Raw genomic sequence first — 19032 nt, forward strand, 5'->3', positions numbered from 1 at the left:
CGGTGTCGGGGCATTTTGCAGCCGTGGAGCAGGGGAACAGGAGCGGGTGCTCGTGGTTCGTGAAGGTCTGCCGGAAAATTCGGCTGGCAGGCATCAATGATGAACAATCGGTGCACCGAATCCAAGACGCAAGAAGAAAATTCTCTAGACTGAGCCGATGAAGAAGAATATTCCGGGGACGCCGTATTCCGACGGCCCGCGGTCGAATGATGTTCGAGCGGGGGCGGCGATAGACGACATCGATCGGATCCTCCTCGATCAACTCTCGCGGGACGCCCGTACCCCGAACAACGCACTCGCCGCTCTCGCGGGCATCGCACCGTCGACCTGTCTGGGTCGCGTGCGCTCCCTGATCGACCGAGGAGTGATCCGCGGCTTCCATGCCGACATCGACCCCGCCACCCTGGGCAGGGACCTGCAGGCGATGATCGCAGTCCGCGTGCAGGCCAATGCACGACAGCACCTCGGGCAGCTCGCCGAGCAACTCGCCACCCTCGACGACGTGCTGAACGTGTACTTCATCGCCGGCGCCGACGATTACCTGATCCACGTCGCGACCGGGAGCAGCGAGGAGCTGAGGCGTTTCGTCCTCGACCACCTCAGTGCGCATCCTGCGGTCGCCTCGACCGAGACCATCCTGATCTTCGAGCATGTGCGCCCGCGACTCCGGGCGCCTCGGGTCGAGCCGTCTTCGGGCCGCTGAGGTGCCCGGAGTCGCGGTCAGGCTGCGGTGAGGGCCTTGATGCGGTCGGGACGGAAGCCGGCCCAATGGTCGTCACCGGCCACGACGACGGGCGCCTGCAGGTAGCCGAGAGCCCGCACGTAGTCGTGGGCGTCGAGGTCGCGGGTGATGTCGACGACCGTGTATTCGAGGCCTTCCTTGTCCAGGGCGCGGTAGGTGGCGGTGCATTGCACGCAGGCCGGTTTGGCGTAGATCGTGATGGTCATCGTGCGCTCCGCTCTGTGTTGCTGTGTGTGCCGGCGCGGGACCGGAAGCATATGCGCTGCGGCCCCGGTTCGCCCGGCGAGCGGCGATGGCGGAGCCTCTTGCTGCGGCACGGTCCCGGCTCGGTGCGGTCCCGCGGCACTACGGTGTCGTTGTCGATCGATCAGCTTCGGGCCGCCTCCCCGCCCCCGGTGCCGGACGAGTAGCCGAAACCGACGCCGTATCATCCGCCCGATACCGAGGAGAATGCCGATGCGCAGCTTCATCCATCTGGTCCTGTTCGCGTGCGCCATTGCGGTCGCGATCGGTGCCTTCCTTCCCGTCGTCGGCGGCATTACGCCGGGCGACGTCGCGGTGATCGATCTCCGTGACGGCTTCCCCATCGGAATCACCGACGTTGAGCAGATCGAGAATCAGGCCGTGACCTTCTACAAGTCGATGACGGCACTGCTGCTGGGGGCTGCGGCCTTGCTGCTGGTCGCCGCGTTGGTGGGTTCCCGTGCGGCCGAGTGGTTGGGCGTGATGGTGGGGATCGGCACGCTCGCGGTGTTCGGATGGCGGCTCAATGACCGTGTTGGTGACTACCTCCGGGACCACTACGACTCCGTGCTCATCGATCGCTGGGGGCTGTACCTCGCCGGCGGTGGCCTAGTCGTCGCGTTTGTGGCGTTACTGGTGCCGAAGGGGCGACCGGCGGCGTGATTCGGGTGTCTGACTGTGGTTCACGGGGACTGCGCCTGGATCGATTGCATCGGCCACTTCACCCGGGTCGGCGGCCGCACACACCGGTCGGATCGGTACGGAACCGGCCAGTGTTCGCAGCCGGTTCTGCATGGGACAGATCTGCGGACCCCGGGCAACCGTAGGCAGCAAGAAACGAGCCGAACAGGACGCAGCGTGGGGCCTCGCCATCACCGTCGCGGCAAGGGAGAGAAGAACCCAATCGCCTGGGTGATCAGCCACGCCGAACACCACGGAAACCCCTCGCCACAGTGGTCGGTGACGGTCGAGGGCGCCGCCCCCACACCGGCGTTCACGTGCGCGGTCCGCTACCTGGACCACTCGGCAACCAGAAGTGGAACAACGAAGGACCCCGCGAAAACCGCTGCGGCAGCAGACCTTGTCGACTTTGTTCTCAACTCGGCATTGTTCGCCTGAACACCTCGAACGGCATCCGTCCCGGCTTTCCGCTTACCGATTCCGTTGGCAGGAATAGCGCTATGTGCGATTGAATTCGGAAGCGCCCTATCTTGAATTCAGTCAGCGCGTCGCCAGCGTGCGTGCTCAGATCTGGTAGTTACCCGCACGGTCAGGTCCCCGCCGATCGGCCTCATCGACCGACTCTGCGCGTGCTCTGCGCGCGTTCGAATCGCGCAGCGGACACCCACTTCTTCCAGCGGGGGAGCGTTTCATTCGCGAGATTCCAGCGCGGTGAACGAGATTCCAAGTGCACGCCCCTCGGGCATCGAGACCGATCACGACGAATAGTTGCCGGCAGGACCTTTTCAGTGGAGCCGCATACGACCTGGTCAGCGCGGTGTTTATGTGCAGAGGCGCCTCTTGCCGCATTGGCTGAGGGGTCTCCCGGTGGGACAGATCGGAGGCACCTTGCGCGCGAATATTCATGCTTTCTTGCGCGCAAGGAAGCATGCACGTAAGTTCGCTCGTAGGACGGTTGGCTACGGTGAAAGCCGATTCGAGGTCGGCGGGCTGTGACACAACGCCGGCGACCGGGATGTGGAGAGGACAACGTGCGATGCCCGATTCTCGCGGACTGGGAAGTCGAAATGCCCGATCCCGGCATCGCGCCGAGAGGTCCGAAACACCCACCTCGACGCCACGAATTACCTCGGCACTGGAGCCGAAAAAGGGACCGGACAAGGAGCCCCTCAATACCCGCGTGCTCGTGAGTACGTCGCGGCGGCTGGGGTGGTTCACTCAGGAGTACGGATATTCGGTGACCAATGTCGTCGACGTTGCGCTGCAGGAGTTCTTCGCACGCAACGGCGTGCCCGACGTGGACTCCAACGGCGAGGTCGCTGAATAGATGAACGGGGGAGGACGATCAATGGCAGACGACCAATACGCACTGTTCGAATTCGATGACACCACAACACACGTCGACCCGGCTGACGTTCCCCCCGAACCCGAATCGGACGAACAACCCGAAGTTGCCGAAGATATCTCGACCCCACCACCCCCGGGAACAGGCAGTGCCGCAGCCGCGACCCCACCGGCGTGGGAGACGCTCCACGGGGGAGACGAAGCTGATGGCCACGCCCTGATCGTGACCGTCGAGGGTACGTACACACCGTCCGGCCGTGAGCTGACCGGTCCGGTGGATTCGGTCGAGAAGCTCGACAAGTTGATTCGTTGGGCCGCCCTGACCCCGCTGGGTGCGCCTCCGCAGGTGTGGATCGTGGGCCACGGTGCGTGCGAGGCGTTGGGGTGGGTGATCGACCCCGGCTCGGAAGACGACTTCGAGGACATGGAGGCGCTGCGCACCCGTGCCGCTTCCGATCTGACCGCGGTCCTGCAGGCCACCCTGACACCGATGCTGAATGCGGGATGGGAGCTGCGCGGCGATCCGGGGCACGTGGTGCACCTGTCCCGGTCCGTCGGCAAATTCACCTCGATGGTCGATGTGGTGATCGAGCCATACGTGTGGACGTACTGGAACAAGGACTTCGGCTGGAACAACCGGGTCGGCGAGATGGGCATTCTCGGCTCACCCACCGCCGGAACGTACCTCCCGGACGACGACCTCCCGGCAGCACGCGAGCTGGGACGCCGGCTGGCATGGTCCGCGAAGAATCTCGGGGTGCTCCCCGGACCGACACCCGCACGCACCGGCGCCGCGATCGTCGACAAGATCAAGCGGGAACGCACCCGCTCGGGGAAGGGCCTCGTCGTGGCGACCGCGGGCCCGGTACCGCCTCTCGACGGCGCCCCACGCGGCGACCTCGAACCCGCAGTCGGCTGGACCAGAGTGCCCGACGCCGAGGACCTCGACGGAACGAGCCGGGTGGTGTCCATCGACCAACGCGCCGCCTACCTCGCCTCCGCGGGCATGCTCGAATTCGGGTACGGGCAGCCCGAGCATCTGACCGGTGAGGCGGCCGCCGCTGCGGCCGTGGGGGACAAGGGTGCCCCGTTCGGACTGTGGCGGGTGACCCTGCCGCCCGGGCAGACGCTGTCTCTGCCCGGCAAGCTGCCGTTGCCGCACCCGCACATGCTTGAAGACCAGCCCGTGCAGACCTGGGTTACCTCGGTCAGCCTCGACGGATTGTGCTCGCCGGTGGCCGATGGTGGGATCGGTGCCGATCGGGGCGATCTCGACATCACCGAGGCCTGGGTGTATCCGCAGCAGGGCCGGGTGCTGGACAAGTGGGCGAAGATCCTGCGCGAGGCACGACGCGCCGCGGTGGACATCGACGACGTGCCGACGAAGCGGTTCGTCGGATCTTGCTACAAGGGTTATATCGGGCGGATGGTCAACCCGGACATGTGGACTGCGACGCGGATGCAGCACCATCACCAGCCGCTGTGGCGGGCGTCGATCATCGCGCATTGCCGGTGGCGCGGCCGCCGCGTCGCGATGCGGATTGCCCGTGAGCACGGCCGCTGGCCGATCCGCACCGTCACCGACTCCTGGGTGTATCTGCTCGCCGAGGGCGAGGACATCGCCGACCCGAGTGAGGCGCTCGGGAAGATGTCGGTGGAGAAGGACACCATCTTCACGGATACACTCCTGTCCGCCTTCGCTTCCGCCGAGGACGTTCACGACGTGAATCTGGCGATCAAAGCGGCCTTCGCCGAGGAAGAGGACGAGTGATGGCGCTTCATCTTCCGAAGCCGCGGACCACGAAGCCGCCCCAGGAAACGGTCGGTCTCGACGGCCTCAAGGTCTCGGTCGCGGGCGCCGCAACAACCGGCGTCGAAAAGTCGAAGCAGGTCAAGAGCGGTGGACTGGCCGGGTTGACCAGCAAGGTCTCGGTCACGCAGCTGCGCAAAGAGCTCGGCAACGAGGGCCTGCGGCAGGCGGCGATCGACGCCGGCCGGACACCGCCGTCGGACCGCACACTGCGTCGATGGGCCCAACTTGGCCGCATTCCCCACGCCGACGTCCTCGAGCGTGCACAACGCCGCGCAGCGATCGAACGCCTCGGCGGCATCGACGCCGTGGCCGCGAAGATCGGACGATCCCGATCCGCCGTTTCCCGATACCGGTCCGGGGAAACGAATGAACTGCGTGCCGACGCCGATAAGAAACTCAGGAACGTCAAAGCCCAGGACATCATGAAACGCGCCGGCGTACTCCGCCCGGACGGAACACCGAAGAAGGCCGTCATTCGTGTCAGGGGCGGGGTGATGGTCCGCAACGGCGCCGACGAGGGATACGACTACCGGGTCCGCACACTGGATTTCGCCAACTCCGACACACCGTTCAGCAGCGACGAATCCCGTGAACTCGCCGCCGCACTGGCCAACGACGACCACGCCCGCGTCGTGGCACTCCTCGAACGACATGCCACCCTCGACTACCCCGAGAACAAGGGCTTCGACAAATACAGCGACCAGTTCGGATTCCATTTCGACCACATCGACTCCGTCCACATCGACTGGATCTGACCACCCAGACGGTCGACACTGCGCACGGGCAGTACGAGGTTGCCGACTGCCTCGGTAACGCGATCCTCGAAAAGCCACCCCGCCCGGTTACAGCTCCCACAGCCCGAGCAACGCGGCTCGCAGGCTCGGGGAGCGGACGTAGTGATCGGTGCGTAGCCGGATCCCGGATGCCCGAGGCCGGTGAGCGCCTTCGCTGCGTCGGTGAGGGGCAGGGCCGGTAGGTCGGTGCGGGTGCGCAGGAAATGCAGCACCGCTCCGCCGGACCGCGGGACCCGCATGGCATCGGAGGTCACTACCGCCGGTGGGTAGAGCCACTGGTCGTCGGCGGAGACGAAGACGATCACATCGCCCCGCCGGATGGTGCCGGGTTTCTCGAGGCGGAGTGAGTCGAGTTGGTATTTCACTGCCGGACCACCGGTGGCGTGGCGGCCCCGTCGCCTGTCGAGCACCCGATTCTCGGTGGGGGTGGGTTCGTAGTCGACGGCGTGTTTGACGAACATCCGGGTGACCGGTGCGGGCAGGAAGTCCGCTTCGGGGCGGATCCGGCCGGTGACACCGGGAAGCGGGACGGCCCGGCCGATCTCCCACTCCCGGATGGCGCCGTCGAGGAACACCTGATCGACCTCGGTGATCTCGGTGAGAGCGTCGATGAACTTCCGTACCGAGGCGATGATCTCGGGATCGTCGGTGATGACCACACCGTCGTCGGCGAGGGTCGAGTTCTCGGAGGCGTTCGCCGACCCGATCACCGCCCGCGTGGTGGTGGCGATGACTTTGGCGTGCAGGGTGGGGCAGGAAAGTACCCGGACACCTTTGTTCAGGTAGTGCGCGAGGGCGGCGGGGGAGGTGGCGTGCGCTTTCACCGCGGACTTGGAGGCGTTGACGACGAGAATGTCCCCGGCTCGCAGTGGCAGCAGGTCGGGTGCGTCCTGGCCGAGGTAGCCGATCGCCGCGTACCGGGCGCCGCGGGTGCGGATCGCTCGGGTGATGTGTGGCCACGGGCTCGGCCCGTGGAAGGTGGTACCCATACCAGCAGACGGTAATCGGCATGTACGGGACAGGCGGGGCAATAGCCTGCCAGAAGCGCACGTAGCGCGGAGCCTGATCCTGTGCAGCGTTCGACATCTCTGCCGGGCAGCCCCGGGCAGCGACGCCCCGATTGCCGCGACGAGGCCGGCGTGGGCGCCGGAGGTCACCAACCGGGCCCCGCTCACCGCGGGCGACCAGCGATCGGAAGCACGCCAGCCAGCCGGCCCCGTCCTCGGCGGAGGTGACTTCGATTCCCAGGATTTCGCGGAAGCCCTCGGCGTTCACTCCGGCCGCGACCAGGGTGTGCACGTTGACCACCCGGCTGTTCTCTCGCACCTCGCGCACGAGCACGTGGGCGTCGGCGGCGACGAACGGGTACGGACCGCCGTCCAGTGGACGGCGGCGGATTGCCTCGACCTGGGCGTCGAGATCCTTGGCCATGACGGACACCTGCGACTTCGACAAGGAGGTGATGCCGAGGGAATCGACAAGTTTCTCCATCCGCCGGGTCGAGACACCGAGCAGGTAGCGGTTCGCCACAACCGAGGTCAGCGCCTTCTCGGCACGCTTGCGGCGCTCGGGCAACCAAGTCCGGGAAGTACGAGCCTGATCGCAGATTGGGGATGGCAACGTCGAGAGTGCGGGCCCGGGTATCGAAGTCGCGGTGCCGGTATCCATTGCGGCTGTCAGTGCGGGCATCGGAACGTTCGCCGAAGCCGGCACCGCAGAGACTGTTGGCCGCGGCACTCATCAACACGTCGATGAACGTGGACAGCAGGCGACGCAGCAGATCGGGACTGGCAGGGGAGATCCGGTCGGTCAGAACCTCGCGCAGGTCGATATCGTGGGCAGTGGTCATCGCGTGGTCCTGTCTCGAATGACTGTCACGACTGCGCGCTCTGCTGCGTGAGTACAACCCAGGGTTCCTCGACGCATTCGGCGACGGTGGCCACAGTCGCGGCTGGTCCGATCGCCGAGAGCGGGGACAGAAACAGGGCACGTTCGAGCTTGCGGTTGGTTGACCGGGCAAGGTGTTCACCGCGAATGGAGGAGCCGGATCGGTGGGTGACCGGGGCAATGCCGGCATAGGCGGCGAGGTGCCCGGCGGACTTGAATGCGGAACCGTCGCCGATCTCGAGCAGGATCTGTGCTGCCGATCGTATTCCGTTGCTGAAAGACTTCTTTCAGGGAGTCGGCGAGCGTCGGCAGGACGATCTCGGCGGTCTTGCTGCCGGACACCGTCACCGATTGCGTTTCCGGTGTGGTGAGGATCTCGGTGGCGAGTCGGGCACCCATGCGGGGTGCGTGCTTGGCCGCGAGCGTGGTGAGTTTGCGTTTTGCCGGACTGTCGGATTCGGCGGGATCGCCACAGGGCCCCAGGATTATTCGAGAGACAGGGGCAAGAAGTCATACCGAACATGGCGACCGCAATCCCGAGGAACGGGACCACAAAGACGGCAACGGGCAAACCTTTCTGCCGCGCGCAGCGCGAGCGTGGCGGCGCGGACCACGGAGCCATGTTCGGCGGGGTAGATCACGCCGGAAACGAGTTCGAATTTGGGCATCCTGCGGCGCAATTCGGTGAACGCGATCTTCAGCTCGAGCCGGGCCAGATGCAGGCCGACGCAGCGATGCGGGCCGAGCCCGAACGCCAGGTGCGGCTTGGCCTCGCGGTCGAAGTTCACCTCGTCGGGCTGCGGGTAGTACTGCGGATCACGGTTGGCCACGGCGAGCTGGCAGTTTGAGAGATTCTGAGGCGTTGCACGAGGCTGAGAAAGTTATCGGCTCCGCCGGGGAGGTGGAAGCCGAGCAGGTCTGCGCCAAGGAGTCCATCGATGATCTCCGTGCGCCAGGGCAGCCGCAGGAACAGCTCGACGGGCGGGAACGGAATGTGGAGAAAGAAACCGATTCTCAGGTCGGGTCGGAGCTCACGCAACATTCTGGGTACGGGCTGCTCGTCCGTCTCGCGTGGAAGTTTCTCATGTCTCGGCTCAAGGATTCTCTGGCGACGAGCAAGACGGCGCATCCGAAGTTGTTCCTCGGTGGGGGAGGTCCCCGATTGGCGCCCGCGGTGGCGGCGGCCGTTGCTGCAGCGGTGTAGAAGAACATCAGGGCAAACCTCACCCGTGATCGAACTGGAAGGTCGTCGGCGACCGCCCCGAAACGAGGTGGCCGAGCAACGAACCTTGCCGGCACTGGTGTGGACCCCAAAGTAGCCGTGCAGTCCCGGCCACCTGTGAGCCACGCAGTTACCAACGTGGATGAGGGCGACGACGGTGGAGCGACGGGTTGGGAGGGTCGATCGAGCGACGGCACCCTTGCCGTGTCCCCGGCGCCTGTGCTGGTGGACGCGGGTCTCTTCCGGGGGTGAGGCGCGCACGGGTGCCGGTGATAGCGTCGCGCAGGCTGCAGGCTGCGATCGAAAGTCGCGGGGCTGCAGCCGCGAAGGGCGCGGAAGGTGCGGTGGATGGTGCAGTAGCAACGGGCGGCGGTGAGGCGGGCGCAGATCGTCCGTTGGGCAGCGGAAATTTTCGACAAGTCCGGGTTCGAGGGTGCCAGCCTCGTCGAGATCGTCGAGGCGGCGGGTATGACGGAGGGGGCGTAGTACTTTCATTTCCGGTCCAGGAGGATCTGGCCCGGCACATCATCGCCGAGCAGCACCGGATCTCCATCTCTGCGGTGCAGGTGATCGCCGCGCGAGAGGTGTCGGCGATCGAGCAGATCGTGACGCTGTGTCATGAGATGGCCCGGCAGATCGTGCGCGACCCGATGGTGCGGGCCGGGATCCGCATCACCTTCGAGTTCAGTGCCGACGACCGTGGCCCCGCAGGCCCGTAGTTGGATTAGATCGCCGTCTGTCAAGAGTTGGCGGCCCGTGCGGTCGCCGAGGGCGATCTTGTCGACACCGTCGACCCGCCGACGTTCGCGCGATTCGTCATCGGCGCGTTCACCGGGGTCCAGACCGTGTCCCGGATCCTGACCCATCGCGTGGATCTCGAGCAGTGGGTCGACGAGATGTGGGGGTTCCTGTTGCCGGGGATCATGCCGCCCAACCGGCATCCCGACATGATGCGGATCCGGGCGGCGCGCACCGACGTTCCCGTGACCGGATCGCCCGACCGTGCGGATTAGTGCGCTCAGAGTACCGGAACTACCGCACATGCTCGCCGCAGACCGATGAGTGCGCCATCCGCACTCCGCCGGCGACCGCGATCGGAACAACGATGGAAGACTGCCGGGCCGGTGTTCGTGCACGTCAGCTCGCGTGCCGGGGGAGTGGTCCGCAGGAGTCCCTAGGCCGATGTCATCGAGGAAATCATCGAGGATTACGCGGCAGTGAGCCGGACCCGGTGGTAGTGGGCGCCGGTGCATCGGTGGGCGGTCGCGGCCGATGATGGGTGGCTGGTCTGTGCCGACATAGAGGGCCTGGCCATCGATCCGCGTTTCCATCACCGCGGACCGGGCCGCGATGTGCCCTCGTCTCGGTGTGGGCCGGGTTTCACTCGTTGCTGGTTGACCGCAAAACTTGTCGTTGCGGAATTGTTATCGGACCGGTATAAATACTCACATCGTGTGCTGTGTGTCACGATTCTCTGAACAATCGAACTGGAGTTACAAAGATGGACCTCGCTTTCTTGGCCGACTTTTTCTCGAACGTCTCCACTCTTCTCGGCGTCCTCGACTTCTTCTCGGGTTCTGCTGGTTCACTCAGCGGTTAGTAGCGCTGGCCAGTAACCGAACTGGCTCTGCGGTGGCAGCAAGGGGGTCCGTACTTTCACCCGCGGACCCCTTTCGCTGTACCGGAACTTCCGGTCGTGTCTCCGCCGCGTCAGTTGCTGAAAATGCCGTGAATGTCATTCGCGCGTGGATGAGCCGACCGTTCAAGATCATTTACTGTTTCGGACGCTGACCTATCTCGATTCGGTAACTCGAAACTCGCGAGACGAATTATGTGTGTCGTCGAGTTGGGAGAACAAGGGGCTGCCCTCAGTGGGAGGTGCATCTCGTCGCGTGGCTACTCGCAGAAGGGCGTCACGGCGGCGATCGCGTCGGCCTGACGCCCGACGCGGCGGTGCGGGCCCTCGTGGCGGCTGATGGCCTCGCGGTCACGGTCGACGAGGTCGCCGAACTCGACGGCATTTCGAAGGCAGCCAATATGTCCGGTGCCCCTGCGATGCGCATCGGTACCCGCACCCACGGATAACAGTGCGGTCCGCGCGCGCCGTCGCCGGCGGAGATCCGGCGGCACTGCTCGGCGAGACCGCGGCGAGCCATGTTCGCAGGGACATCACCCGACCGTAAGCCTCCTCCGCGATGAGCTACCCGAACGGCACTCCGCGTCGAGCGCGCATTCGATCAAGTTCTGCGCCAACACGGGTTTGGTCACGAACTCGGCATCGACGCCGACGCCGACGGCACGGCAACGGCCTTGATCGACGGACGAGAGCTGGGTGGCAGGTACCCGGGGGCCTGTCCCGCTCGCCGTTGCCGGGTCCGCGGTGCCACCAAGCGAGTAGCCTGACACTGCAGCAGGGTCGGGATTGAGCCAACACGAGAGGCTAACGCCGTGCGTCGTGCAGCAATTCGTCGTCCCTTCGTAGTCTGGGCCGCGGCATCCGTGGCGGTCCTCGCGATCCCGCTCTGCTCGTCCGCCACCGCGATGGCGAACACACCGCCGGTCCCTGTAGCGACGACCACTGCGTTCCAGGTCCCGGTGCGGTTCGTCGCAGGATGTCTGCTGCTGACCACGTTGGCCTGTGACTACCCACCGCCGCTGTCGACCGTGACGCCCTCGGCAACGACGGGTGCATCCGGCGTAGTGACCTTTGCGGCGGAGCGTTCAGCGACGAACTCGAGATACTGCGTTGCCGTGTCGGTGAACTGGCGGAACCTGACCACCGGCGTCGCCGGCACCACCGCCCTCCGACTGGTGGAGCCCGACCACAGTCGGCCCACCACACCGGAGAATTGGTGCCGATACGCCCCCATAACGGTCGTCACCGGCACCGGCAGCGGCACGATCGCCGCGGTCGCCGACGTCGGCGCATACCCCCCTGTCGATGGGTACCAGATACTGGTCAACCCGGGGCTCGGCACCTTCCCTGTCCCGTAAAGCACGTGATACACGCTCTATTCAGGTAGTCCGATCTCGCGAGCGACTGTGTCGATGATCGGGTCGTCGTCGGCCGCTTCTGTCACCTGCCGGTGGAATTCTTGGAGGCGTTCGTGACGCTCTTCTGGATCACCGCTTTCTGCCGGCGGTGCGAAGTCCGGATTGGTCGAGTTGATCATCAGTTCTAGCTGGGTGAGTACCTTCTGCTTCTTCGTTGCGCTCACAGCTGACCTCCCTGTCTCGTGGACCGAGGGTACCTGTGACGCAACGCGACCGTGGCACTGTACCGGCGCATCTGTTCGCATATCAGGTCGAGTACGGGGTGATTCCGCGGCTGGGATGATCGGGTGCCGACGACGCGGTGCTGTGTCAGTGCGATTTCGCCGGTTGCGTCAACCCCGCGCACATGCGATTGGGGGCCAACGCTGTCAACCGCACCGAACACCAGCTGCGCCGCCGCGATCTCGCCAGCCCGCTCGCCGATGTCTGCGGCCCAGCCGGACGTACCCGGGCTATCGCCGCCGCGATCCGCACCGGTCTCGCCCGCGGCGACGATCCCGACAGCATCGAGGAACTAATCCGGTGTGCTGAAGCAGCCAGACTTCCCCTCACCCTCTGGTGAACGCCCGCAGTGGCAACGACTGCCCAGGCGCGTGCGAATCCCGGTCCGGCCTGGTTCAGCCCAGAGCGAGTTCGGTTGCGGTGGCCAGGTATTCGATCTGCGCCAACGTCACCGGGACGGTGGAACCATTGATAGGGGTGATGCTGATGATGATCTGCTGGGTGGACGGGAGGATGAGCGAGAAGTAGGCGCTGCCGTGCTCGGGATAGAACCCGCGGGTGACAATGGTCCCGTCTGCTGACACCGTGGTGGTGCGATTCGGGTCGATCTCGTTCAGATATTCATCCTGCGGTGACGACGCGGGTTGACCGCTGACTACGACGATCTCCAGGCGCCGCTCTCCGGCGGCCGATTCCGCGGTGACCACCTCGCAGATGGTGTCTTTGCCGAAGTCGGTCAACCGGAGTGATCCGATCGGCCGATCCAGGGTGAGGTCGCTGTTACCCGGCATACTCGCCCACCGGGCTTCGAGTGCCCGGTCGAGCCGGGCCACCTTCTCCTGGGTCAGCTCCGGGCCGTTCCCATCGGTGAAGGCCCCACAGGATCGCATCAGCGGGACGGCCGGGAGGACGGGTGCCGTCACCGCCAGGGACCCGGTGGTGGCGATCGCGGTCAACTCGTCGAGGGTCAACGGGATGCGTCCGCTGTGCCGGCCGCCCGCCCTCGGATCGGGTGTTGTCGGCGTCGGTGGCCGTGGCCACGATCCGGGTGCCGTCGGGAAGGTACGCGACGACAGTGCGTTCGAGCGTGCGGACACCGTTGACCTCGTACCAGGTGTCCAGTAAGTCGAGCACCGTGCTGTCCGGGCGGGTGTCGCGTCGATCCGCCGCCCCTGCCACGCACGGCAGGGCGGGGCGGTCCCAGGCCTGAACATCGACCGTCAACGTTCCGACGTGCCCGTCCCGGACCAGCGAGCCGCGGGCGTGGGTCGACGCAGATCGTCCGGGCGACGATTTTTCGGGCAGCGCGAGCGGCTCGGCCGGGCGCTGGCCCTGGAATCGGAGTTCGCGGTCAGCGTCGAGGAGGCAGGCCGTGCGCCTGTGGCCGAAACCCCCGAGGCATCCTCCCCTTCTCACCATATGGCAGAGGGCGGGGCTTGCGGCAAGGCCCCGGACGTGCTGCACAATCTTCCGACCGACTACAAATGGGGGTTGTTGTGACGAGCACGCCGAAACCGTTCGAAGTGCACGAGTCGGGTGCGCTCCTGCACGGCACGAAGGCCGACCTATCGGTGGGAGATCTGCTGCTGCCCGGCTGCCGGTCGAACTACGCCGAAGGACGCCTCTCGAACCACGTTTATGTGACGCACACCTTGGATGCCGCAGTGTGGGGAGCCGAGCTCGCTACAGGTCAGGGCCGGTGCCGCATCTACATTGTGGAACCGGAAGGCACACTGGAGGACGACCCGAATGTGACGGACAAGAGGTTTCCCGGAAATCCGACTCGCTCCTACCGCACCCGGGAGCCCGTGCGAATAGTTGGCGAGATCACCGACTGGGTGGGGCACTCGCCTGAACAGCTTCAGGCCATGCGGAGCGGTTTGGCTGACCTCGAGCGTCGGGGGCTTGCCGTCATCTACGACTAGATCCTGGTCCGCCGGGTTGAGTCCGAGAACCCGGACCCACGCACTTTGCACTTAGTGATCGGACATCGATCGTTGATGGGGATGCACCAGGGAGTTGATGCGGCCCGGGCTTGTCACGCTGCGTCGACTGACGGTCCCAGCGACCAGACCCTGCCGATCGCGCGGGAGTGGGGTGCGCAGCCCACACCCCAATACATCCAGTTCACCGGCGTGGAACCCGTCGGCCCAGAAACGATCAATGCGAATGGGCAGGGCCAGGTCGACGGCATGGAACCCTACCCCGTGGGACCAATCCCCTTCGTGCGCTACAACAACGAGTGGAAGCTCTCCCGCGCCTTCGTCTGCGGCGGATTGTTTCTCGCCGTACCGCAGGTCTGCGACTAAGTGGTCTGATTCGTTAGTTCGTCGGGGGTTGTTGCCAGGCGGTGGGGTCGGCGAGGTAGAGCCCGCAGGCGCAGTCGAGTGCGTCCTCGGGGGTGCCGGCGAAGGCGCCGCTGGGCAGGATCGAGTCCTGGTACTTGCCGGTGCTGGCGAGGTGGATCGCGAATCCCCACGAGCGGGCCGATCCTCCGTAACGCAGCCGCATCAGCGGTAGCACGGTGCCGTCCGGCAGTGTCGCGTCGACGTAGGCGAAGGATCCTCGAAATCGGGCGTCGACGTCACGCAGTTGCGGCCAGCGGGCGCGGGCATGGTCGAACAACCGAAGGCGCAGCGAGTTCTTCGTCGATTCCGGTGGTGTCGGCACAGGGTTCATCGTGCCCGATGACCACCCGTGTCGGTCACCTATCTCGGGGGTGTCGCACGCGAAGGTTGTGGCATGTGTGATGAATGTGACCTGATGGTGCTGCTGTGGTGATGGTCAGTCCGTTCCAGGTCGCGTTGGACGACGTCGACCGCGTCGAGCTCGAACGGCGGGTGCGGGCGGGCAACACCCCGCAGAAGGTGGTGCTGCGCGCGGTGATCGTGTTGCTGGCCGCCGACGGCGCCTCGAACGCGGCCATCGCCGACGAACTCGGCATCTGCGTCGATACCGCCCGCAAGTGGCGGGCCCGGTTCTGCGCCAAGGGTATCAAGGCACTGGTCGACGCGCCCCGCTCGGGGCGCCCACCGGTGTACACCCCCACGGACGTGGCCCGAGTCAAGGCGTGGGCGTGCGAGTTGCCGGCCGAACACCAGCTGCCCCTGTCTCGGTGGAGCGCCCCGGAACTGGCCCGCCAGCTACTGACCGACGGGATCGGCGCCTCGGTGTCGACGGTCCGCCGCTGGCTCGCCCAGGACGCCCTCAAACCCTGGCAGTACCAGTCGTGGATCTTCATCCGGGATCCACGGTTCGAGGCCAAGGCGGCGGTGGTGTTGGACCTTTACGCCCGCAGGTACGACGGCATCGCGCTGGGCGCGGACGAGTACGTGATCTCCGCGGACGAAAAACCCTCCATCCAGGCCCGCCGCCGCTGCCATCCCACCCAGCCGGCCGGTAAGGGACGTCCGATGCGCGTCAATCACGACTACCGCCGCGGTGGGGCGTTGGCGTATCTGGCGGCCTACGACGTCCACCATGCCCGAGTGTTCGGTCGATGCGAACAGTCCACCGGCATAGTGCCGTTCACCGACCTGGTCGATCAGGTCATGACCTGCGAGCCCTACGCCTCTGCGGAGCGGGTGTTTTGGATCGTCGACAACGGATCCTCGCACCGGGGCCGGGCCGCGATCGATCGGCTGTCCGCGAGGTATCCGAACGCGGTGATGGTGCACACCCCGGTGCACGCGTCGTGGCTCAATCAGGTCGAGATCTTCTTCTCCATAGTCCAACGCAAAGTGCTCTCGCCCAACGATTTCGAAGAACTCGATGCTGTCGAACGGCGCCTGCTCGCCTTCGAGGAACGGTACAACGCCACCTCCGTGCCGTTCAAGTGGCGGTACACCACCACCGACCTGCACCGACACCTCGAACGACTCGACCTCCACGACCGAACCCTGCAAGCGGCATGACCCCCGACGAATTAACGAATCAGACCACTTAGCAGGCGCGAACTTGTTGGGGGCGAAGCTGACTGGGGCAAACCTGACAAAGGCGAACTTGACGAGGGCGGTCTTGACCATTGCAGACCTGACTGGGGCAAACCTGACCGGGACGGATTTTACTGAATCGTCGCTTGCCCTTACCACCGCCCCGCATTTCAAGATAGATGAGGTGGTGTTCGACATAGCCTGGCACCTACCAGGAGAAACATCGCGTCGTGGCCCCGTCCTGACCATCTTGGACAGTGATTCACCTGAGTCGAGCGCGTAAGTCAAGAACCGCAAACGAGTGAGACTGGTGAGAGGGTGCGGGGTATGACATTGCGGCTGCCGACCACTCTCGCGACCGACTCGGACGCCGCGGCGTTGACGAGGTATTACGGCCGCCCGTATTTGGGCGACGAGGCCTACGTCGGGGCGCACTTCGATTCCTGGTCGAGCACCGGGACGGGTGGGGGAGGCGGATCGGTTCACCGCGGATGATCTGGTCGCGGTGACGTTCCTGTCGGTGCAGGTCCCGCCGAAGGCGGCGCGGGCGATCCTGCACACCGAGGCGGAGGCGTTGAATGCTCTTCTGAGGGCGATAGGTCCGGATCGGGACCTTGGGTCGACGGACCGGACCCGCTGGGTCCGGGGTGGCCCGCCTGGGACCCGGAAACCGCCATGTGGGCGCTTCCGGGCATCGGCCAGACGAAGGCGACGAAGCTGATCGCCCGCAAACGTCCCCGGCTGTATCCGATCGCCGGTTTCGGTGGTCAGTCAGGTCCTGGGCACCGAGCGAGCACATCTGAACCCGGTCCGGGAGGCGCTTCGGGCCGACGACGGCGCGTTGCATCGCCGGTTGCTGTCGATCTGGGAAGGAGGCCGGCCTCCCCGAACAGATCGGCGCGCTGCGGGTGTTCGATGTGATCGCGTGGATGGATGGCAAGAACCGCGGCCTGGGTGAGCGCTCTGACCTGGGAAGATGGCGTGTCCCGGGAGGATGTGGGCGAGGTGACACCGGCGGGGTCGGCGAGGGGTTGGCGGATTTCACTGTGGGCGTCATCGCGGGTCTGTTGCTGGGGTTCTTCTGTTATCTGCGGCGGTTTTGCTGTGGCAGCACTACGGGGATGTTCCGCCGCCGGCCTCGTATTGGGTGAGCTGGGCGGGACCAGCGGTGGTGGTGGTGGCGTGCGGGCTGATGACGGTTTCCTGGCGCGCCGGCCGCCAGTTCGCCCTGCCGTTGGTGGGTGCGTTCGTGCCGATGGCGGCAATGGTGGCGTGGTTCATGATCGGGATGGAACTGTTCTTCACCCCCGACTGAACCTGCTATTCGGGTTGTTCGAGGGCGTCGGTGACTGTGGTCGTGGATCTGAGGTTTCGAGGTTCTGGCCGGCGCTGCGGTCGGCGGTGGTCGGTGCCGATGTGCTCGCGTCCGAGCACGGCGGTCTGGCGGAGGGCTGTGTTCGATGACCTTCTTCGTTTTCGCCGGTGATCGGGTGTGCCTGCCCAGCCGGGGCGCGTTGGGTCCTCCGGCCGCATTCACGCTGTGGTCGTGGGGTCTGAGCCGGTGTTCGGTTTCCGCCGGGCGCATCACACGGTGTTGACCGCGATGCGTCCGCCGTCGACGTCGAGGATGGTGCCGTGTACGAAGCGGGCGTCGTCGGAGGCGAGGTAGAGCACGGCGTGGGCGATGTCTTCGGCGGTGCCGGGCCGGCCGGCGGGTGTGGAGTGCATCAGGGTGTCGGCGGGAGAGTCTGTGTCGGGTCCGGTGGGGCGGATGACGCCGGGGGAGACGGTGTTGATGCGCAGGCCCTGCGGGCCGAATTCCGCGGCCCAGGATCGGGTCAGGCTTTCTATCGCGGCCTTGGATGATGCGTAGACGGGGCCGTGTGGGATTCCGAGGCGGGCGACCCAGGAGCCCAGGTTGACTACGACGCCGCCACCGTTCTCGGTCATGTGTGGTGCCAGGGCCTGTACCAGGAAGATGGGTGCCTTGACGTTGATGGCGTAGATGCGGTCCACGACGTCGTCGTCGACGGTCATGGTGCCGGAGGCGGGGAAGATGCCGGCGTTGTTGACCAGGATGTCGAGGTGTCGGCCGGTCAGGCGCAGCGTCTGCTCGGCGAGGGCGTGGCTGGTGGCGGAGGTGCCGTCGAGGTCGGCGGCGAGGAAGTTCGCGCGGCCTCCCGCCGCCCGGATTGCGGCGATGGTCTCCTCCCCGCGTATGGCGTCGCGTCCGGAGACGATCACGTGGGCGCCTTCGGCGGCGAAGGCGACGGCGATGGCGCGCCCGATGTTGGAGGTCGATCCGGTGACGAGGGCGGTGCGGCCCTGCAGTCGGTTGCTCGTGACGTGATTGGTTATATCCCGACCGTAAGAAGAATTTTTTGGACCAGCAAGTCCAGAAAAATGGGAGTGATCGCTGGGAAGAGAGATATGGTGGGTTGGCTGGTCCAGAACTGCGGTACCGTCGTCGCATGCCGATCACCGCGAAGGGGCTCGCTACCAGGGCGCGCATCGTCGAGGGTGCCGCGATGCATCTTCGCGGTGGTGAGCCGGGTCGGGTCACGCTCGACGACATCCGCGCGATCACCGGAACCAGCAAGGGCCAGCTGTTCCACTATTTTCCGGGCGGCAAGGACGAGTTGCTGCTCGCCGTCGCGAACTATGAGGCGGGCCGGGTTCTCGATGATCAGCAACCGCACCTCGGTGCGCTGACGTCGTGGGCGGCGTGGGGAGGTGGCGGGACGCGTTGGTCACCCGCTACCGCGCTCAGGGAGCGCACTGTCCGCTCGGGTCGTTGCTGGCGCAGGCGGGTGGAACGCCGGGGGCATACGAGGTGGTCCGGACACTGCTGGCGCAGTGGCGGACCCACGTCGCGGCCGGGATCGAGGCGATGCAGGCGGCCGGGCAGATTCGGGCGGATCTGGATGCGCTGCGCACCGCGTCCGCGTTCATCGCGGGAATTCAGGGTGGGGTGCAGGTTCTGCGGTCGACGGGCAGTGTCGAGGATCTCGAGGCCGTCCTCGACACTCTGATCGACTACCTTCGGGGCCCGGGACCGCGCGGCGCTACCTGCTGATCGGCTGCGCCGCCTTCCTCCG

General features: G+C 65.8%; 20 protein-coding genes and 8 pseudogenes. 18 read left to right on the top strand and 10 right to left on the bottom strand.

Going from position 1 to position 19032, the window contains the following annotated elements:
• Window positions 1–157: 157 nt before the first annotated feature.
• Window positions 158–703, top strand: coding sequence for an Lrp/AsnC family transcriptional regulator (locus I1A62_RS45290; RefSeq protein ID WP_124390983.1), 546 nt, complete (start codon window positions 158–160; stop codon window positions 701–703).
• Between the two features lie 17 nt (window positions 704–720).
• On the opposite strand, the gene nrdH is transcribed toward I1A62_RS45290, so the two are convergent.
• A complete protein-coding gene (gene nrdH, locus I1A62_RS45295; protein ID WP_124390984.1) occupies window positions 721–948 on the bottom strand; it encodes a glutaredoxin-like protein NrdH in 228 nt (75 codons plus the stop codon).
• 250 nt (window positions 949–1198) lie between these two features.
• Here nrdH and I1A62_RS45300 point away from each other — a divergent pair, with 250 nt between their 5' ends.
• The 4 genes from I1A62_RS45300 (at window position 1199) to I1A62_RS45315 (ending at window position 5578) form a co-directional block, all read left to right on the top strand.
• On the top strand, window positions 1199–1648 hold the full coding sequence (locus I1A62_RS45300) for a hypothetical protein (RefSeq protein WP_219458304.1): 450 nt from the start codon (window positions 1199–1201) through the stop codon (window positions 1646–1648).
• A gap of 1204 nt (window positions 1649–2852) precedes the next feature.
• Window positions 2853–2993 (top strand): hypothetical protein, encoded by a 141-nt coding sequence (locus tag I1A62_RS45305; RefSeq protein ID WP_206011962.1) that lies wholly within the window; start codon window positions 2853–2855, stop codon window positions 2991–2993.
• Window positions 2994–3014: 21 nt separating this feature from the next.
• Window positions 3015–4781 carry a hypothetical protein gene (locus tag I1A62_RS45310; RefSeq protein WP_219458305.1) on the top strand — a complete coding sequence of 589 codons (1767 nt, stop codon included), beginning with the start codon at window positions 3015–3017 and terminating at the stop codon, window positions 4779–4781.
• On the top strand, window positions 4781–5578 hold the full coding sequence (locus tag I1A62_RS45315) for a hypothetical protein (protein WP_219458306.1): 798 nt from the start codon (window positions 4781–4783) through the stop codon (window positions 5576–5578). The genes I1A62_RS45310 and I1A62_RS45315 overlap by 1 nt, the downstream gene beginning before the upstream one ends.
• An 87-nt stretch (window positions 5579–5665) precedes the next feature.
• Here I1A62_RS45315 and I1A62_RS45320 read toward each other — a convergent pair.
• The 5 genes and pseudogenes from I1A62_RS45320 to I1A62_RS45340 all read right to left on the bottom strand — a co-directional run.
• Window positions 5666–6606, bottom strand: a pseudogene (locus I1A62_RS45320) (phospholipase D family protein).
• 63 nt (window positions 6607–6669) lie between these two features.
• Window positions 6670–7466: pseudogene (locus tag I1A62_RS45325) on the bottom strand (IS256 family transposase); the annotation flags it as partial.
• A gap of 109 nt (window positions 7467–7575) precedes the next feature.
• Window positions 7576–7990: pseudogene (locus tag I1A62_RS45330) on the bottom strand (IS110 family transposase); the annotation flags it as partial.
• Window positions 7990–8334: a cytochrome P450 gene (locus I1A62_RS46930; protein WP_219458307.1), complete on the bottom strand. Its 345-nt coding sequence runs from the start codon at window positions 8332–8334 to the stop codon at window positions 7990–7992. The gene I1A62_RS46930 and the pseudogene I1A62_RS45330, both read right to left, overlap by 1 nt.
• Window positions 8335–8342: 8 nt before the next feature.
• Window positions 8343–8561: pseudogene (locus I1A62_RS45340) on the bottom strand (trehalose-6-phosphate synthase); the annotation flags it as partial.
• A gap of 537 nt (window positions 8562–9098) precedes the next feature.
• Between I1A62_RS45340 and I1A62_RS45345 the strand changes: the two are divergent.
• From I1A62_RS45345 to I1A62_RS46765, 3 genes and pseudogenes are all read left to right on the top strand, one after another.
• Window positions 9099–9739: pseudogene (locus tag I1A62_RS45345) on the top strand (ScbR family autoregulator-binding transcription factor).
• Between the two features lie 865 nt (window positions 9740–10604).
• Window positions 10605–10811: a hypothetical protein gene (locus tag I1A62_RS45350; RefSeq protein WP_218269481.1), complete on the top strand. Its 207-nt coding sequence runs from the start codon at window positions 10605–10607 to the stop codon at window positions 10809–10811.
• Window positions 10812–11477: 666 nt separating this feature from the next.
• Complete coding sequence (locus tag I1A62_RS46765; RefSeq protein WP_257890696.1) at window positions 11478–11720, top strand: hypothetical protein; 243 nt, start codon at window positions 11478–11480, stop codon at window positions 11718–11720.
• Between the two features lie 17 nt (window positions 11721–11737).
• Here the strand turns inward: I1A62_RS46765 and I1A62_RS45360 are convergent, their stop codons facing one another.
• On the bottom strand, window positions 11738–11944 hold the full coding sequence (locus tag I1A62_RS45360; protein WP_219458309.1) for a hypothetical protein: 207 nt from the start codon (window positions 11942–11944) through the stop codon (window positions 11738–11740).
• Window positions 11945–11994: 50 nt separating this feature from the next.
• On the opposite strand from I1A62_RS45360, the pseudogene I1A62_RS47375 reads away from it, so the two are divergent.
• Window positions 11995–12342: pseudogene (locus I1A62_RS47375) on the top strand (hypothetical protein); the annotation flags it as partial.
• 55 nt (window positions 12343–12397) lie between these two features.
• On the opposite strand, the gene I1A62_RS45370 reads toward I1A62_RS47375, so the two are convergent.
• Window positions 12398–13099: a hypothetical protein gene (locus I1A62_RS45370; protein WP_257890697.1), complete on the bottom strand. Its 702-nt coding sequence runs from the start codon at window positions 13097–13099 to the stop codon at window positions 12398–12400.
• 136 nt (window positions 13100–13235) lie between these two features.
• Between I1A62_RS45370 and I1A62_RS45375 the strand changes: the two genes are divergently transcribed.
• From I1A62_RS45375 to I1A62_RS45385, 3 genes are all read left to right on the top strand, one after another.
• Complete coding sequence (locus tag I1A62_RS45375) at window positions 13236–13502, top strand: hypothetical protein (RefSeq protein WP_219461758.1); 267 nt, start codon at window positions 13236–13238, stop codon at window positions 13500–13502.
• Complete coding sequence (arr, locus tag I1A62_RS45380) at window positions 13487–13927, top strand: NAD(+)--rifampin ADP-ribosyltransferase (RefSeq protein ID WP_192581798.1); 441 nt, start codon at window positions 13487–13489, stop codon at window positions 13925–13927. Before I1A62_RS45375 ends, arr begins: the two co-directional genes overlap by 16 nt.
• A 75-nt stretch (window positions 13928–14002) precedes the next feature.
• Window positions 14003–14311 carry a hypothetical protein gene (locus tag I1A62_RS45385; protein ID WP_257890698.1) on the top strand — a complete coding sequence of 103 codons (309 nt, stop codon included), beginning with the start codon at window positions 14003–14005 and terminating at the stop codon, window positions 14309–14311.
• Between the two features lie 13 nt (window positions 14312–14324).
• Here I1A62_RS45385 and I1A62_RS45390 read toward each other — a convergent pair whose 3' ends face one another.
• Window positions 14325–14672, bottom strand: a complete 348-nt coding sequence (locus tag I1A62_RS45390) for a hypothetical protein (protein ID WP_244163500.1) — start codon at window positions 14670–14672, stop codon at window positions 14325–14327.
• 110 nt (window positions 14673–14782) lie between these two features.
• Here I1A62_RS45390 and I1A62_RS45395 point away from each other — a divergent pair, with 110 nt between their 5' ends.
• The 5 genes and pseudogenes from I1A62_RS45395 to I1A62_RS46775 all read left to right on the top strand — a co-directional run bounded on the left by I1A62_RS45395 (window position 14783) and on the right by I1A62_RS46775 (window position 17249).
• Window positions 14783–15916: an IS630 family transposase gene (locus I1A62_RS45395; protein ID WP_219461752.1), complete on the top strand. Its 1134-nt coding sequence runs from the start codon at window positions 14783–14785 to the stop codon at window positions 15914–15916.
• A gap of 10 nt (window positions 15917–15926) precedes the next feature.
• Complete coding sequence (locus I1A62_RS45400) at window positions 15927–16217, top strand: pentapeptide repeat-containing protein (protein WP_219461754.1); 291 nt, start codon at window positions 15927–15929, stop codon at window positions 16215–16217.
• Between the two features lie 44 nt (window positions 16218–16261).
• The gene (locus tag I1A62_RS46940) at window positions 16262–16429 is read left to right on the top strand and encodes a hypothetical protein (protein WP_219458311.1); all 168 of its coding nucleotides are present in this window, start codon (window positions 16262–16264) and stop codon (window positions 16427–16429) included.
• 25 nt (window positions 16430–16454) lie between these two features.
• Window positions 16455–16855: pseudogene (locus I1A62_RS46945) on the top strand (DUF6308 family protein).
• Between the two features lie 226 nt (window positions 16856–17081).
• The gene (locus tag I1A62_RS46775) at window positions 17082–17249 is read left to right on the top strand and encodes a hypothetical protein (RefSeq protein WP_257890699.1); all 168 of its coding nucleotides are present in this window, start codon (window positions 17082–17084) and stop codon (window positions 17247–17249) included.
• Window positions 17250–17518: 269 nt separating this feature from the next.
• Here the strand turns inward: I1A62_RS46775 and I1A62_RS45425 are convergent, their stop codons facing one another.
• Complete coding sequence (locus tag I1A62_RS45425) at window positions 17519–18292, bottom strand: SDR family NAD(P)-dependent oxidoreductase (protein WP_219461756.1); 774 nt, start codon at window positions 18290–18292, stop codon at window positions 17519–17521.
• Window positions 18293–18405: 113 nt separating this feature from the next.
• Between I1A62_RS45425 and I1A62_RS45430 the strand changes: the two are divergent.
• Window positions 18406–19010: pseudogene (locus I1A62_RS45430) on the top strand (TetR/AcrR family transcriptional regulator).
• Window positions 19011–19032: the final 22 nt, after the last annotated feature.

It is taken from the genome of Rhodococcus sp. USK10, assembly GCF_019378875.1.
Taxonomy (GTDB): Bacteria; Actinomycetota; Actinomycetes; order Mycobacteriales; family Mycobacteriaceae; genus Rhodococcus_F; species Rhodococcus_F pseudokoreensis.